13 protein-coding genes and 2 pseudogenes are annotated in these 15,613 nt (G+C 64.6%); all 15 read left to right on the forward strand.

Features of this window, described 5'->3' with window-relative positions:
* Positions 1 to 224 precede the first annotated feature (224 nt).
* The 15 genes and pseudogenes from JN280_RS23365 (at position 225) to JN280_RS23435 (ending at position 15,601) form a co-directional block, all read left to right on the forward strand.
* Positions 225 to 1,460, forward strand: a complete 1,236-nt coding sequence (locus JN280_RS23365; RefSeq protein WP_202305754.1) for a septal ring lytic transglycosylase RlpA family protein — start codon at positions 225 to 227, stop codon at positions 1,458 to 1,460.
* A gap of 152 nt (positions 1,461 to 1,612) precedes the next feature.
* Positions 1,613 to 2,779: a D-alanyl-D-alanine carboxypeptidase family protein gene (locus tag JN280_RS23370; RefSeq protein WP_202305755.1), complete on the forward strand. Its 1,167-nt coding sequence runs from the start codon at positions 1,613 to 1,615 to the stop codon at positions 2,777 to 2,779.
* 194 nt (positions 2,780 to 2,973) lie between these two features.
* Complete coding sequence (gene tmk, locus JN280_RS23375) at positions 2,974 to 3,639, forward strand: dTMP kinase (RefSeq protein WP_202314995.1); 666 nt, start codon at positions 2,974 to 2,976, stop codon at positions 3,637 to 3,639.
* Positions 3,636 to 4,691: a DNA polymerase III subunit delta' gene (locus JN280_RS23380; RefSeq protein ID WP_202314996.1), complete on the forward strand. Its 1,056-nt coding sequence runs from the start codon at positions 3,636 to 3,638 to the stop codon at positions 4,689 to 4,691. Before tmk ends, JN280_RS23380 begins: the two co-directional genes overlap by 4 nt.
* Positions 4,692 to 4,778: 87 nt before the next feature.
* Positions 4,779 to 6,329: a methionine--tRNA ligase gene (gene metG, locus JN280_RS23385; RefSeq protein ID WP_202305756.1), complete on the forward strand. Its 1,551-nt coding sequence runs from the start codon at positions 4,779 to 4,781 to the stop codon at positions 6,327 to 6,329.
* A 6-nt stretch (positions 6,330 to 6,335) separates the two neighbouring features.
* Positions 6,336 to 7,130: a TatD family hydrolase gene (locus tag JN280_RS23390; RefSeq protein ID WP_202305757.1), complete on the forward strand. Its 795-nt coding sequence runs from the start codon at positions 6,336 to 6,338 to the stop codon at positions 7,128 to 7,130.
* 2 nt (positions 7,131 to 7,132) lie between these two features.
* On the forward strand, positions 7,133 to 7,948 hold the full coding sequence (locus JN280_RS23395) for an MBL fold metallo-hydrolase (RefSeq protein ID WP_202305758.1): 816 nt from the start codon (positions 7,133 to 7,135) through the stop codon (positions 7,946 to 7,948).
* Entirely contained in the window at positions 7,941 to 8,456 is a 516-nt protein-coding gene (locus JN280_RS23400) for a YbaK/EbsC family protein (protein ID WP_244741957.1), read from the forward strand. Before JN280_RS23395 ends, JN280_RS23400 begins: the two co-directional genes overlap by 8 nt.
* A gap of 300 nt (positions 8,457 to 8,756) precedes the next feature.
* On the forward strand, positions 8,757 to 10,202 hold the full coding sequence (locus JN280_RS23405) for a hypothetical protein (protein ID WP_202305760.1): 1,446 nt from the start codon (positions 8,757 to 8,759) through the stop codon (positions 10,200 to 10,202).
* A gap of 53 nt (positions 10,203 to 10,255) precedes the next feature.
* On the forward strand, positions 10,256 to 10,681 hold the full coding sequence (nudI, locus tag JN280_RS23410) for a nucleoside triphosphatase NudI (protein WP_244741962.1): 426 nt from the start codon (positions 10,256 to 10,258) through the stop codon (positions 10,679 to 10,681).
* Between the two features lie 162 nt (positions 10,682 to 10,843).
* Positions 10,844 to 11,272, forward strand: a pseudogene (tnpA, locus tag JN280_RS23415) (IS200/IS605 family transposase).
* A gap of 155 nt (positions 11,273 to 11,427) precedes the next feature.
* Complete coding sequence (locus JN280_RS40340; RefSeq protein WP_202305763.1) at positions 11,428 to 11,883, forward strand: helix-turn-helix domain-containing protein; 456 nt, start codon at positions 11,428 to 11,430, stop codon at positions 11,881 to 11,883.
* Between the two features lie 218 nt (positions 11,884 to 12,101).
* Entirely contained in the window at positions 12,102 to 13,046 is a 945-nt protein-coding gene (locus tag JN280_RS23425; protein WP_202314998.1) for a TAXI family TRAP transporter solute-binding subunit, read from the forward strand.
* Positions 13,047 to 13,109: 63 nt separating this feature from the next.
* The gene (locus JN280_RS23430; RefSeq protein WP_202305764.1) at positions 13,110 to 15,227 is read left to right on the forward strand and encodes a TRAP transporter permease; all 2,118 of its coding nucleotides are present in this window, start codon (positions 13,110 to 13,112) and stop codon (positions 15,225 to 15,227) included.
* Positions 15,224 to 15,601: pseudogene (locus JN280_RS23435) on the forward strand (DUF1850 domain-containing protein). The gene JN280_RS23430 and the pseudogene JN280_RS23435 overlap by 4 nt, the downstream one beginning before the upstream one ends.
* Positions 15,602 to 15,613 lie beyond the last annotated feature (12 nt).

The following is a 15,613-nucleotide window of genomic DNA, read 5'->3' on the forward strand; positions in this document are numbered from 1 at the left end:
GAAAAGCGGGCGCCCTCCGCCGGATCGTCGCCGCGGGCAGGCTGGAGCAATTGCGGCGATACTTGCCACATTCTTGCCGGTTTCCCGCCATAGTCGATTAATAGGCTGCTAAACAATTCCTGCGCATCAAGAGAGATGGGGTGAGCGCAAGCAGCAGGAGCTTGTGTTCGAGTTGGACCGCGTTCGCGGTTGCGCCAAGGGAAATGCCCGGGGACGTTTTCGGCATGATTCCATCGACGCGCGGGCGTTTCTACCGCACTTCGTCTGTCATCGTATTTGCGGTTTCCGCGGCCTTCCTGGCCGGGTGTGCTGCGTCCACGACGAAGAGCATGACCAACACCAAGCGTTCGAAGGAGTACTTCTCCGAAACCGAATATGGCGTGAAGGCCAGCCCGCGCGTGACCGACAAGCGCTCGCGCCTTCCACGCGGCGGCGGCCGCGATCAGCTCGGCCGGCCATACAAGGTGCGCGGCGTCTGGTACTATCCCAAGGAAGACAAGAGTTACAAGAAGGTCGGCGGCGCCTCCTGGTACGGCGACGCCTTCCACGGAAGGCTGACGGCCAATGGCGAGATCTACGACCAGACCCACCTGACGGCGGCCCATCCGACCATGCCGCTGCCGAGCTATGCCCGCGTCACCAACATGAAGAACGGCAGCTCGGTCATCGTGCGCGTCAACGATCGCGGGCCCTATCACAGCGGCCGCATCATCGATCTTTCCCGGCGCGCCGCCGAGATGCTCGACTACAACCATGCCGGCATCGCCAAGGTGAAGGTCGAATATGTCGGCCGTGCTCCGCTCGACGGCCAGGACGAGCGGTACCTCATGGCTTCCTACCGGCCCGGCAACAAGGCGCCTGATCCGTCCGAGGGCCTGCCGACCGGCGTCATGATCGCGATGAACGGCACGACGCCGAGCGGCGCGGGCGGCTCGACGGCGGCCTTCCCCGGAACGCTGACCGACGCCGCGCCGCAGCAGGCGCTGGCCGCGCTCCAGGAGCCCGCCGCTATCGGCCTCGCCTTGCCGGATCATGGCCCGATCGCGCCCGAGCGGCCGTACGATGCCGCGGCCGAGCCGCAGACGCAGGTCGCCTTCGCCGTGATGTCCTATGCCGACGAACGGGTGAAGGCGGCGAGCCAGGCATTTGCAAGGCTCGATGGCAGCGGCCCATCGAACGACCGGATCGTTGCGTCGTGGAAGATGCAGAGCGGTGCAGCGGCTGGCGAGGGCAGGCATGCGGCCTATGTCGCGGTCGGCACCTTCGCATCCCAGGGCGAAGCGGACAGGTTGACGAAGGCCCTCTCGGCCCATGGTCGCGCTTCGCTGGAGACGTCGGAGCTCGATGGCCGCGCCTGGTATACGGTCAACCTCTATGCCGACGGCCGGGCGTCGCTAGACGATCTGCTCGAGGCGGCATGGGCCAACGGGGCCCCGGATGCGATGACGATCCGCAACTGATCCGAGCCCTGGCCCGGGATCCGGGCAACCATCTCGCCGGCGTCGGACCAAGCCTGGGAGCCGTCGCCACAAGACGTTGATCCGCGCGTCACGCTTGCCAGCCTGACATGGCGCGGGCTATCAGTCTATCGACGGGCAGGACACGACTTCGCATGGCATTCTTCAGGATCGTCGCGTCCCGGGCGCTGGCTGTTCTTCTCGTGTCGCTTCTGCTCCTCGCGCCGGTCAGGGCGCAGCTCTTCGAGACGCGCGCCACCCAGGCCTTCATGATCGATGCCGACACAGGCACCATCCTGTTTTCCAAGGACCCCGACAAGCCGATACCGCCAGCCTCCCTTGCCAAGCTGATGACGATGGAAGTCACGTTCGATGCGCTGAAGTCGGGGCGTTACAAACTCGAAGACAGCTTTGTCGTCGGCGAGCATGCGTGGCGCACGGGCGGCGCTCCGTCCGGCACCTCCACGATGTTCGCGGCGCTGAAATCGTCGGTCAGGCTGGAGGATCTGATCCAGGGCGTGATCGTGCAGTCGGCCAATGACGGCTGCATCATCATCGCGGAGGGCATGGCCGGCTCGGAGGAGAACTTCGCCGCCATGATGACCGAGCGAGCGCGGACCCTCGGCCTGAAGACCTCGGTGTTCAAGAATTCCACGGGTCTGCCGGCGGAGGGCCAGGTGGTGACGGTTCGCGAGCTGACGCAACTCGCCCTCCACATCTGGAGCACCTATCCGGAATATTACAGATACTATTCCCAGCGGGATTTTACCTGGAACAAGATCTTTCAGCGCAACCGCAACCCGCTGCTGGCCATGGACATCGGCGCCGACGGTCTGAAGACCGGCTATACGGAAGAGTCGGGCTACGCGATCGTTGGCGCGGTCAGCCGCGGCGGCCGCCGCGTCTTCGCGGCCATGAGCGGCATGAGCAGCGATCGTGAACGCGCCGAGGAAGCCCGCAAACTGCTCGATTGGGGCATCGACGCCTTCGAGCGCAATCAGATATTCGATGATGGCGAGGTGGTCGGCGAGGCGCAGGTCTATGGCGGCGAGAAATCCACGGTGCCGCTCAAGGCCAGGGGGCCCGTCGCGATCCTGGTGCCGATCGCGAACCGCGACAAGATCATTGCGCGCATCGTCTATGAGGGCCCGCTTGCGGCGCCCGTCGGGCCGGGCGTCCGGGTCGGCTCGCTGAAAGTCTGGATCGGCGACAGTCTCAGCCAGGAAACGCCGCTCTATACCGCCGAAGCGGTGGGGCTGGGGTCGCTCCATCGGCGCGCCCTCGATGCGATCGCCGAACTGGCCATTGGTTGGATTCGGTAGGGTGGCGCGCCGTCGGGGCGCGCTCCGATCGTCGCCTCGACGGTGTGCGATCAGATCGACCGTGGACCTTTTGGCCTCATCCAACTAAGACACCACGATCGGAAGGGCGCCCCGTCACGAGCGGGCCGCTCCGCATCGAAGCTGGCTACCGCCCCACGCGGCGGAAGCCGACCGGCATGAACGGGAAGGCCGCCTTGGCGCGAGGTTTCTTCATTACTTTCGAGGGCGGGGAAGGGGCCGGCAAGTCCACCCAGATCGCACGGCTCGCCGAGAGGCTGCGCGGCTGCGGCCATGCGGTGCTGGTCACTCGCGAGCCGGGCGGCTCGCCCGGGGCCGAGGCCGTGCGCCATGTGCTGTTGTCGGGCGCTGCCGAGGCCTTCGGTCCGATCATGGAAGCGTTCTTGTTTGCGGCCGCTCGCTCGGACCATGTCGAGCAGGTGATCCGGCCTGCGGTCGGCAACGGCGCGATCGTGCTCTGCGACCGGTTCCTCGACTCCTCACGGGTCTATCAGGGCGCCTCCAACGACCTCGACCAGGCCTTCATGGCCAGGCTGGAAGCGGTGGCGATCAACGGCATGATGCCGGATCTGACATTGATCCTCGACCTTGATCCGGAAGATGGGCTGAAGCGTGCCGCGGCGCGGCGCGGGCAGGGGGAGGTCGACCGGTACGAGAAGGAGACGCTCGACGTGCACCGCAAGCGGCGCGACGCCTATCTCGCGATCGCCGAGGCCGAGCCGGAGCGCTGCGTGGTGATCGACGCCGGCGGAAGCGCGGACGAGGTGGAGGCGGCTGTCGCTGCGACGGTATTCGCCAGGCTGGAGGCGCAGGGCGAGGGCAAGGCGGCGGTGGAGGCCTGATGTTCGAACGGATAGCTCCGGAACAGCATGACACGCTGGACGGCATCCCCGAACCCGCGGAGAACCCGGTGCTCGTCGGCCACCACGAGGCGCGCGACGCGCTGGCGTCGGCCTATCACGCCGGCAAGCTTCCGCATGCCTTGCTCTTCGTCGGCCCGCAGGGCATCGGCAAGGCGACGTTCGCCTTCCACTTCGCCTATCATCTGCTCAGCCATGTCGACCACCGCCTTGCGCCAAAGCGGCTGGTCTCGCCGGACGTCTCTTCGTCCCTATTCCGGCAGATCGCCAACGGCGCACATCCGTCGATCCTGCACCTGACGCGGCCGCTCAACGACAAGACCAAGAGCTACAAGAGCGCGGTGACCGTGGACGAGATCCGCAAGGTGAGCCGCTTCCTGTCGCTGACCTCGCATGACGGCGGCTACCGCGTCGTCATCGTCGATCCGGCCGACGACATGAACACCAATGCCGCCAACGCCTTGTTGAAGAATCTAGAAGAGCCGCCGGCGCGCACGCTTTTCGTGCTCATCGCCCATTCGCTCGGACGACTGCTGCCGACCATCCGCTCGCGCTGCCAGATCGTGAGGTTCAACCCGCTTGCCGACAACGAGGTGCTGGCGGTGCTCGGCGGCTTCGATACGGGCCTGCCGGCTTCGGAGACCGAGCGAACCGAGCTCCTGGCCAACGCGTCCGGCAGCCCGCGCACCGCGATTCTCCTCACCCAGTATGGCGGGCTGGAGATCGCCGGCGCGCTCGACCAGTTGTTGCGCGAGCCGAGAGTTCCGGTCGCGCAGGCGCACAAGCTTGCCGAAGCGGTGGCTGCGCGCGACCAGGCCATTGCCTTCTCGCTGTTCAACGACCACGCCCTGGAAGTGGTCGCGACGGCGGCCACCGCCGCCGCGCGGGATGGGGAAATCGAGCGGGCGGAGAGATTTTCGCAGGCCTGGCAGGATTTGCGCATTGCGATGAGCGAGGCCGACACTTACAATCTCGACCGGAAACAACACGCGCTGAACATGATCTTTCGCCTGCACGACACGCTCCGAATGTGACGCCGCTTCCGGCGCGGGATGGCTATGGCCGTCCCGATGCGCTATCTCCCGCCCGATCGATTGACCGCCCTGCCAACGGCTTCACACATGTCACGCGAAAAATTCTATATCACGACCGCTATTTCCTATCCGAACGGCAAGCCGCATATCGGCCACGCCTATGAGATGATCGCTACCGATGCGCTCGCGCGCTTCCAGCGCCATGACGGCAAGGACGTGTTCTTCCTGACCGGCACGGACGAGCACGGCATGAAAATGGTGCAGACGGCCCGCAAGGAAGGCCTCACGCCGCGCGAGCTCGCGACGCGCAACGCCGCCGAGTTCAAGCGCATGGCCGGCGTGCTCGATATCTCCAACGACGACTTCATCCGCACGACGGAAGAACGCCACTATGCCGCCAGCCAGGCGATCTGGAAGGCGATGGCGGCCAATGGCGACATCTACAAGGGCGGCTATGCCGGCTGGTATTCGGTGCGCGACGAGGCCTATTACGGCGAGGAGGAGACGGAGCTGCGCGACGACGGCGTGCGCTGCGGCCCACAGGGCACGCCTGTGGAGTGGGTGGAAGAGGAAAGTTACTTCTTCCGGCTCTCGGCCTATGGCGACCGGCTGCTTGAGCTCTATGAGAAGCATCCCGGCTTCATCCGTCCCGCGGAACGTCGCAACGAGGTGATCAGCTTCGTCAAATCAGGCCTGAAGGACCTGTCGATGTCGCGCACGACGTTCGACTGGGGCGTGCCGGTTCCAGGCGACGAGAAGCATGTGATGTATGTCTGGGTGGATGCGCTGACCAACTACATCACCGGCGTCGGTTACCCCGACGAGAAGGCCGAGCGCTGGCGCTACTGGCCGGCCGACATACATGTCATCGGCAAGGACATCGTGCGATTCCACGCCGTCTATTGGCCGGCATTCCTGATGTCCGCGGGCATCGAGTTGCCGAAGCGCGTGTTCGGCCATGGCTTCGTCTTCAACCGCGGCGAGAAGATGTCGAAGTCGGTCGGCAACGTCATCGATCCCTTCGCCCTGGTCGACCACTACGGGCTCGACCAGGTGCGCTATTTCATGCTCCGGGAGGTGCCGTTCGGCCAGGACGGAAACTACAGCCATGAGGCGATCGTCAACCGGACAAACGCCGACCTTGCCAACGGCATCGGCAATCTGGCCCAGCGCTCGCTGTCGATGATCGCCAAGAACTGCGGCGGCGTCGTGCCGGAGCGCGGAGCCGTCACCGATGCCGACCGGGCGATCCTCGAACAGACCGGGGCGGCGCTCGTCGCTGCCCGCAAGGCGATGGCGGAGCAGGGCATCCATCTGGCGCTGGCGGGAATCTTCTCCGTCGTCGCCGAAGGCGATCGCTATTTCGCGGGCCAGGAGCCGTGGGCGCTGAAGAAGACCGACCCGGCGCGCATGGCGTCGGTGCTCTACACGACGGCCGAACTCGTGCGGCGGCTGGCCATATTGTGCCAGCCCTTCGTCCCGGGCTCGGCGGCGAAGCTGCTCGACCTGCTCGCCGTGCCGGCGGGGAAACGCGACTTCGCCCATGTCTCGGACGCCCATGCGCTGACGCCGGGGACGGCGCTGCCGACGCCCGAGGGCGTGTTCCCCCGCTATGTGGAGCGGCCGGAACAGGCCTGAGAAAGCATGCTCGTCGACAGTCATTGCCACCTCGACTTCCCCGATTTCGACAGCGAGCGCGACGCCATCATCGCGCGCGCTGCCGAGGCGGGTGTGGGCCGCATGGTCACCATTTCGACGAGGGTGCGGCGCTTTCCGGCGATCCGCGCGATCGCCGAACAACATGAGCCGGTCTATTGCTCCGTCGGCACGCATCCGCACAATGCCGGCGAGGAGGCCGACGTTACCACCGACGAACTGATCCGCCTTGCTGAGCATCCGAAGGTCGTGGCGATCGGCGAGGCCGGCCTCGACTATTTCTACGATCGTGCGCCGCGCGATGCGCAGGCCAAGGGGCTGCGTGTGCACATCGCGGCGGCAAGGGAGACCGGGCTGCCGCTCGTCATCCATTCGCGCGATGCCGACGACGACATGATCGCGATCCTGGAGCAGGAGACGGGGAAGGGGGCGTTTCCCTTCGTGCTGCACTGCTTCTCGTCCGGCCGGAAGCTCGCAGAAGCCGGCGTGAGGCTCGGCGGCTATGTGTCCTTCTCCGGCATCCTGACCTTCCGCAAGTCGGAGGAACTGCGGGCCGTGGCGAAGACCGTGCCGCGCGACCGGCTGCTGGTCGAGACGGACGCTCCCTACCTGGCGCCCATGCCTTTCCGGGGGAAGCGCAACGAGCCGGCCTTCGTCGCCCACACGGCCGGCGTTCTCGCCGACACGATCGGCGTCGACAGCGGCGAGATCGCCCGTCTCACCACCGACAATTTCTTCCGCCTGTTCAACAAGATGCCGCGCCCTGCGGAACAAGGCGCCTGAACGTGGTCGCCGACCGCCTCCGCCTCACCATCCTCGGCTGCGGCTCGTCGCCGGGGACGCCGCGCATCACGGGCGACTGGGGGCGGTGCGATCCGGCCAACCCCAGGAACCGTCGCACACGGGCGTCTGCGCTGCTCGAACGCGTTTCGGCGTCGGGAGGCGTGACGCGCATCGTCATCGACACCGGTCCCGATTTCCGCGAGCAGATGCTGATGGCGGGTGTCAGGAACCTCGACGCTGCCGTCTACACGCACGCCCATGCCGACCATATCCACGGCATCGACGACCTGCGGGGCTATGTGCTCGAACAGCGCCGGCTGATGGACGTCTATGCCGACGGGCCGACCTCGCATCGCCTGTTCGAGGCTTTCGGTTATTGCTTCGAGACACCGGCCGGCAGCGCCTATCCGCCGATCCTGCGCGCCAATCCGATCGACCATGACGAACCGGTGGTGATCGCAGGCGCCGGCGGCGCGCTCGTGCTGGAGCCGTTGCCGCAGATCCATGGCGATATCATCTCGCTGGGTTTTCGCGTCGGCGGCCTGGCTTACTGCCCCGATGTCAGCAATTTTCCCCCGACCACGGCCGAACGGCTGAAGGGCCTCGACCTGCTGGTTATCGATGCGCTGCAATACCGGCCGCATCCGAGCCATCTGTCCCTTGCCGAATCGCTGGAATGGATCGACCGTCTCGACCCGAAGAAGGCCGTGCTCACGCATATGCATATACCGCTCGACTACGAAACGGTGCGCTCGGATACGCCCGACCATGTCGAGCCGGCCTATGACGGCATGGTTTTGGAGCTGCCTTATGAATGACGGAAATGACGGCGGGCACCGGAAACAGGCGATATCGAGCAGCGTCGAGCGTGTGAGCGAGGCCGCGCGCGACGCCGGCCTGGACATCGAGATCCGCCGTATGGGCGCCTCGACCCGGACAGCGGAAGAAGCAGCCGCCCTATGCGGCTCGACTGTCGCGCAGATCGTCAAGTCGCTGGTTTTCCAGGGAGAGCAGAGCGGCAAGCTCTATCTCTTCCTCGTTTCAGGCGCGCGGCAGCTCGATATCGCCAAGGCTGGCTCGCTCGCCGGCGAGCCGCTCAAGCGCGGCGATCCGCGCCATATCCGCGACGTGACGGGCTTCGCCATCGGCGGGGTCTCGCCGATCGGTCATCTGATCGCGATCCCCGCCTTTGCCGACGAGACGCTGCTGGGCTTCGACCGCGTATGGGCCGCGGCGGGCGCCCATGATGCGGTGTTCGCCGCCGAGCCCAGGGCACTGCTGGCTGCCGCGGGGGCGACTGTCGCCGACCTCGCGGCCGTCGGCTGACAGCTTCCTCGGGAAACGTAGGTCGTCCCCGGGTGAGACGGACCGGTCACGTCTACGCATCATCACCGATGGGGCGGTAGTCTTCGTCTTGACCACTCGGGAAGCGCCCGCTTCTTTCGCGGGCTTTCCCGGACAAGCTCCGTTCATGGATCGCCGTGGAAAGCTCGGCGCAAAGAAACGCACGAAAATCTCCGGGAGCGTCTTGTCTGTCCGGCGCGGAAATGACCACAATACGAAGCGCCGTCGAAGCGACCGTTGCGCGCATCCTCGCCGAGAACCGCCAGAACCTGGGGAAACGCCATGTCCACCAGCCATGATCTCGATGGATTGATGAAATTCCTCCGCCGCGAGGAATGGAGCGAATGCTTCGACGAGATACTGGACGAGCATCTCGGGCCGGTTCTTGACGTCAGTGAGATCGACGCCGAGGATCTCGCGGAAATCCTTGGCGAGGACTGGGCCGCGGCGATCTGGGGATGCGCCTTCGAAGATTTCCTCACCCAGGATTTCGACGTTGCCGGAGTTAATATCGTCGATGAATATCTGAAGCGCCGCGGCTGGAAGGAAAGCGCGCAATCGAAGGCCTATATGAAATCGCTCCGCTCTTCGGTCATGAGCCTTTACGAAGTCAGCGACGTGGTTCCGGGGCAATCTTTCATGGCACGCGACCTCATTCGAGGCGGCGAGCGGATCGCCGTCAGCGAGAGATCGGCAACCAAATCCTTGAAACAATGGGACAAGCTCGCGGCCAGGATCGTACCCGTCATGGGGAAGAACGTTCTTGCCGGAGGTCTGTTGCATTTCACGCCTACGGCCACCGAGATTCTGTTGGACAGCTTGCGTCGCGCGTTCGGCAAAAGGAACAGCAAGAAGCTGCCCGTCATAGAGGATGAGGACCTGCGGGCAACCGCATCGATGTTCTCCCTCACATGGCTGACGGACACACTCGATCGCGTCCTGACCGACCCTACCGTTGAAAATTCGGACGGCGACGAAATCGAGTTTCACGACGTCCGCTTTCCGTTCGCTGCCGGCGTGACGCAGAAGGACGTGGCTGGTCGGCTGGATGCCATACCGGCATTGTCGAGGGAGAATGCGAATTTCTGGAATTGGCTGGAGGACGAACCAGCAAGTCAGACCGAAACAAGGCTCGGTGAAGGAGTGCGTCTCGACACCGCGATGGACAGCGGTCTGTGTGTCCTGGGTTATCTGGAGTTGAAGGACCGCTCGCTGCATCTGTCCACCAATTCGTCGGCGCGAGCTGCCAAAGGGACGGCCATCGTCCGGGAGGCTCTCGGAGATCTCGTCCGCACTCCGCTCACGGAGATTCGAACCGTCGCGCAGATGATGGCGGAGAGGCCCATCGGCAATCCGCAACCAAAAACACCCGCCATTCCGCCTGAGATCGAAGAAGATGTCGTCCACCAGTTCCTGGACCGGCACTATCGCGAAACGCTCGATGAGCCTGTCGAAATGCTGGGCAACAAGACGCCCCGTCAGGCCGTGAAGACGCCAAGCGGCCGCAGGCAGGTTGCCGACTGGCTCAAATATCTCGAGAACCAGAACGCCAGACGACCCGATCCTTGTCAGGCCGTGAAGACGCCAAGCGGCCGCAGGCAGGTTGCCGACTGGCTCAAATATCTCGAGAACCAGAACGCCAGACGACCCGATCCTTCCGACCCCATGGCGACATACAGTTTCGAATGGATGTGGGAGGAACTCGGCATCCAGGATCTGCGGCAGTAATCCCGTCCTGCCTTCGTGTCGCGGGGAAGCGGGCCGTCAGAAGGACAAGAACATTGAGACAGAGGGTCATCGTGTGCCCGCTCATTCAGAACGAGGGCGCCTACCTCCTGTGCAAGATGCCGCGCGACCGGGGCGTATTTCCAGGACAATGGGCGCTTTCTGGTGGCGGCCTCGAACCGGGCGAGACAGTCGAGGCGGCCCTGTTTCGCGAAATCCGCGAAGAGCTGGGCGAGGGGCTTCGAATAGAGAAGGTCGTCCCTTGGACGTTCAGGGACGACATCCGGAAGAAGACCTATGCGGATGGATCGATGGAGGAGATCTATATGGTCTACCTCATCTTCGACTGCCAGGCCGGCAACCGCGATGTCCGTCTGAACGACGAGTTCGAGGACCATGCCTGGGTGCGGCCGGAGCAGATGAGAGATTACGATCTCAACGACGCGACCAGAACAACATTAGCCGCCAAAGGCCTTCTGTGATTTCCGGTTCAAACCGGATCTGTTGCTTGCGACCTCAAGCAGTGAAGGGTCATTCCGGGTGCACGGCTGGCCGTCGTTTTTTTAGAGTCCCCGATAGGGGATCAGGAAACCCCACGCCTTTAGGCGGCTGGGATGGCGACACTTCCGGTGTAGATTGTCCGGATGGAAGCGTACAAGCGCGGCGGCCACACGGTCTGGGACTGTAAATATCATCTGGTGTGGGTGACGAAGTAGCGCTACGCGGTGCTTGGCGGCGACGTTGGCAACCGGTGCCGGGAACTGTTGCGCGAGACGGCGCGGGCACACGAGATGGTCATTCATGCCGGGTCGGTCAATCGCGACCACGTGCATATGCTGGTGTCGGTCCCGCCGAGCCTGTCGGTATCGCGTGCGGTGCAGCACCTGAAAGGGCGCAGTTCGCATAAGCTGCTGAGTGAGTTCGGGATATTACGCAAGCGCTATTGGGGCCAACACCTGTGGGCCAGGGGCTATTGGGCCGCGACGAGCGGCAACGTGACCGACGAGATGTGGGTGGAGTACATCAAGAACCGGACGCCACCCGAGCCCGACGACAATTTCAACGTGACGTGAGTGCGCGCCTGCCCGCCGCAGGGCGGGCCGATCCGGCTTTAAGCCGTAACCTGAAGCCACCGCCTTCCAGGCGGTGGAGCATTCACAGTCCCCGATAGGGGATCAGGAAACCCCACGCCTTTAGGCGGCTGGGATGGTGCCGTTTCCGTTGTAGATTGGCCGGATGGAAGCGTACAAGCACGGCGACCACACGGTCTGGGACTGCAAATATCAGCTGGCTGGGTGACGAAGTATCGCTACGCGGCGCTTGGAGGTGGGCAACCGGTGCCGGGCGCTTCTGCGCGAGACGGCGCGCACGGGGTGGTCATTCATGCCGGGTCCATCAATCGCGACCATGTGCACATGCTGCTGTCGATCCCGCAGCGCCTAGCCCGCCCCCTCATGCCTATATCGTCGACCGACGGCTGGCCCGCGCGCTGATCGCCGCCTGCGCCGAAGATCTGAGCGCCGTCGCCTTTGCGACCGGCTTTTCCTCGCACGCGCATCTCGCCACCGCGTTTCGCCAGAGGCTCGGCCTGTCTCCAAGCGCCTTTCGCCGGAGCCTTGCCGGCGGTGGGGTCGCCGCGTCCCACGGGGCAGTGTTGCCGACCGGCCCGCGACCGGCTCGGTGATCCGGTAAAAGGGGACGTGCCGGGCGAGTTTTTGCCGAAGACGGCCGGACGATCGGCAAGATTCCGCCGACCGTCATGCGCAGCTTTCCCTCCGTTCATTTGAAAACAATCACTTAGAGTTGGCCCGTCTCTTGCTGGGTGGGCATCACGCGAATCCGTTCCGGAAGGAAGGCCGCGTCGATCATGCATGAATGGGAGGAATCTCTGTGAATCACATATTGAAACGCGCCGCCATCGCGGCAATCGCCAGCACGTCCATCGTCCTTTCCGCGGCATCGGCGAGGGCGGACGAGTTCATCAACATCCTGACAGGCGGCACGTCGGGCGTCTACTACCCGCTCGGCGTCGCTCTTTCCAAGATCTACGGCGAGAAGATCGAGGGTGCACGCACGCAGGTTCAGGCGACGAAGGCTTCGGTCGAGAATCTCAACCTGTTGCAGCAGGGGCGGGGCGAACTCGCCTTCGCGCTCGGCGACTCCGTCAAGCTCGCCTGGGACGGCAACACGGAAGCCGGCTTCCGGGCGCCGCTCGATAAGCTGCGCGGCATTGCCGCCATCTATCCGAACTACATCCAGATCATGGCGTCGAAGGAATCCGGCATCACGACTCTCGCCGACTTCAAGGACAAGAGCCTTTCCGTCGGCGCGCCGAAGTCCGGCACCGAACTGAACGCGCGCGCCATCTTCGCCGTCGCCGGCATGAGCTACGACGATCTCGGCAAGATCGAATACCTGCCCTTTGCCGAGTCGGTCGAACTGATGAAGAACCGGCAGCTCGACGCGACACTGCAGTCGGCCGGCCTCGGCGTTTCGTCTTTCAAGGATCTCGCAACCTCGGTCGAGGTGCAGATGGTCACGATCCCCGATGAGATCGCCGTCAAGCTCGGCGCGCCCTATGTCGCCGCGACCGTGCCGGCGGGCACCTACCAGGGGCAGGACAGCGACGTGAAGACGGTGGCGGTCGTCAACTTCCTCATCACCCATTCCGACGTTTCGGATGAAACGGCCTATCAGATGACCAAGCAGCTCTTCGAGAACCTGCCGGCTCTGGAGGCTGCCCACAAGGCCGCGGCGAATATCCGCATCGAGGATGCGCTTTCGGGCATGCCCGTTCCGCTCCATCCCGGCGCGGAACGCTTCTACAAGGAAAAAGGCCTGCGCTAACCGCGATGGGCGGCGTCTGCGTTCAGCGACGCCGCCCGCAGCTCGGATTTTCGGGAGGAATCCATGCTCGACAATACCAAAGACCAGAACCAGTCCGCCGGCGCGGCGCTGCATGGGCACGACGCGCTGACCCAGGCTTTTCCGAAGACCTGGGATGGCCGGATCCTGTTTGCGATCGCGCTTGCCTTCTCCATTTTCCAGATCGCCACCGCCGCGCACTTGGTCGACCTGCCGAGTCAGCTCGTGCGTGTGGTTCACGTCGGCTTCGTCACGGTGCTTGTGTTTCCCTTGCTGGCGGCGCTCGCCGGGCGGGGCGGGCTTGCGAAGACCTTTGCCTGGGCGCTTGCCTTGCTCGGAGCGGCGGTCGCCTTCTACCAGTGTTATGACTATACGGCCCTGCTCATGCGTGCGGGCGATCCCCTGCCGCGCGACATCGCCGTCGGCGTCGTCGCTATCGGCGTCGTCTTCGCCGCCGCCTGGGCGATCATGGGACCGGCGCTGCCGATCATTTCCGGCCTGTTCCTCGCCTATTGCCTGTTCGGCGAATACCTGCCGGCGCCGCTCGATCATCGCGGCTATGGCTTCGCCCAGGTGATCGATCACATGGCCTACGGGACCGAGGGCATCTACGGCATCCCGACCTTCGTGTCGTCGACCTATATCTTCCTCTTCATCCTCTTCGGCGCCTTCCTGGAGAAGGCCGGCATGATCCGGCTCTTCAACGATGTCTCTCTGAGCTTCGTCGGCAACCGACGCGGCGGCGCGGCCAAGGTGGCGATCATCTCCTCCGGCCTCATGGGCACCATCTCGGGATCCGGCGTGGCGAATGTCGTCACCACCGGCCAGTTCACGATTCCGCTGATGAAACGGTTCGGCTACCGGCCGGCCTTTGCGGGCGGCGTCGAGGCCACGGCCTCCATGGGCGGGCAGATCATGCCGCCGGTGATGGGCGCCGTCGCCTTCATCATGGCCGAAACGCTTGGCGTCGAATACCACGAGATCGTCAAGGCGGCGATCATCCCGGCCGTGCTCTATTTCGCTTCCGCCTTCTGGATGGTGCATCTGGAAGCCGGCAAGCGCGGGCTGCTCGGTCTGCCCAAGGGCGAGCTGCCCTCGGCAAGGGCGGCGATCGCCGAACAATGGTACCTGGTCCTTCCCCTGGCGGCGCTCGTCTGGCTCCTGTTCTCGGGCTATACGCCGCTTTTCGCGGGCACGGTCGGGCTTGCCTTCACGACCCTGCTCATTCTCGGCAGTTCGGTCGCGCTCGGTCTTCCGGGCGGCGTCATCCGGGTCATCTTCTGGATCGGCCTCGGCCTGGTGGCGGCTTCCTTCTTCCGCTTCGGCATCGGCGTGGTCATCGGCGCACTGGCGCTCCTGATCGGCGTCAACGCGCTCTCGAAGGGCGGCCGTGCAACCCTCATGATCTGCCGGGACGCGCTTGCCGAAGGCGCCAAGACGGCCTTGCCGGTGGCGATTGCCTGCGCCCTCGTCGGCGTGATCATCGGCACGATGACGTTGACGGGTGCTGCCAACACCTTTGGCCAGTTCATCGTCTCCGTCGGCGGCAAAAGCCTCTTCCTGTCGCTGCTCCTGACGATGGTGACCTGCCTCGTCCTCGGCATGGGCATCCCGACAATTCCCAACTACATCATCACGTCGTCGATCGCCGGACCCGCCCTTCTGGAGCTCGGCGTACCGCTCATCGTGAGCCACATGTTCGTGTTCTACTTCGGCATTCTCGCGGACCTGACGCCGCCGGTGGCGCTCGCCTGTTTCGCCGCTGCGCCGATCGCCCGCGAAAGCGGGCTCAGGATCTCGATCCAGGCGATCAAAGTGGCGGCGGCCGGCTTCGTCATCCCCTTCATGGCCGTCTATTCACCGGCACTCATGCTCCAGGACGGCGGCTCCATGGCTGCGGCCGTCGGCTATCCGGCCGCCGTCGCCTACATTGTCGTCAAGACAGGTCTTGCCATCGGTCTGTGGGGGGCGGCGGTGATCGGCTTCGTCGCTGTCCGGCTCTCGGTTGTCGAGCGGGTGCTCGCCGCCGCGGCCGCCTTCACTCTATTGGCGGCACTGCCCTTGACGGACGAGATCGGCTTCGCGCTTGCGGCCCTGTTCGCATTGCTGATCTGGCGCCGGGCGCGCTCGGGGAGCGGCAAGCCGGTGCCGGAAGCCGCGTGACCGCCTTGGTCTGCATTGTTGCCGGCGGCAAGGCTGTCGCCTTTGCCGCCGCCGTCTTCACGCTCGCCTGGACGCATTGGGTCGAGAAGAGCCGGTGGCAGGAGCGTTGGGTTTCCACGTCACAGGGCTTTGTCCTTGAGGAGGCGCGCGTCCAAGGTTCGGGTGCGGGCATGGAGCCTGGCGAAGACGCCTGCCGCGAGGGCGACTGGTAGGTCTGGACCCCGCGTCTTCCGCCGCTTCCCGAGCTGGTCCTTGCAGCCTCTGGCGCAACCGCCTCCGGCTGGACGCTCTGCGATGCCGATGAATGCCGTGAGCTCGGAGGGCGGGAACAGCAGCCGGTCGTCCTGCAGCACTGTGACAGGCAACGGCCGTAAGGATCTTGCGCG

The sequence above is a fragment of the Mesorhizobium sp. L-8-10 genome (genome assembly GCF_016756635.1).
Classification (GTDB): Bacteria; Pseudomonadota; Alphaproteobacteria; order Rhizobiales; family Rhizobiaceae.